1 protein-coding gene is annotated in these 457 nt (G+C 60.4%); it reads left to right on the forward strand.

The genetic code is table 11. From position 1 onward, the window contains the following. Positions 1-457, forward strand: a 457-nt coding sequence (locus tag BB029_RS33370; RefSeq protein ID WP_168166830.1) for a hypothetical protein, incomplete at both ends; no start/stop codon positions are given.

A 457-nucleotide genomic window follows, 5' to 3' on the forward strand; every position in this document is an offset into this window, starting at 1 on the left:
CTGAAGGCCTGAACTCCAACGGCACCGGTCAACCAACTGTCACCCTGCACAACGACGTGCCGGTCATCAGCGTTTCCCCAGAAACCATTGATGAGAACTCCGCCACTGCGGGCACCGTCGCTGGCCGCTTCACCGCGACCGACGAAGAAACGCCACGCGAAGGCCTGACTGTTTCCTTCACCGGCAACAGCAACGCAGACGGCTACTACGCCATCGTTGATAACAACGTCGTGCTGACCCAGAAGGGCGCGGACTTTGTTAACGCTGGCAATCAACTGCCGAAGATTGACCTGACCGTCACTGACCCAGAGGGCGCCAGCTCTAATGGCACCGGCCAGTCGACCGTCACCCTGCACAACGACGTGCCGGTCATCAGCGTTTCCCCAGAAACCATTGATGAGAACTCCGCCACAGCGGGCACCGTCGCTGGCCGCTTCACCGCGACCGACGAAGAAAC

The organism is Pseudomonas sp. S3E12 (assembly GCF_001702295.1).
GTDB classification, from domain to species: Bacteria; Pseudomonadota; Gammaproteobacteria; order Pseudomonadales; family Pseudomonadaceae; genus Aquipseudomonas; species Aquipseudomonas marginalis.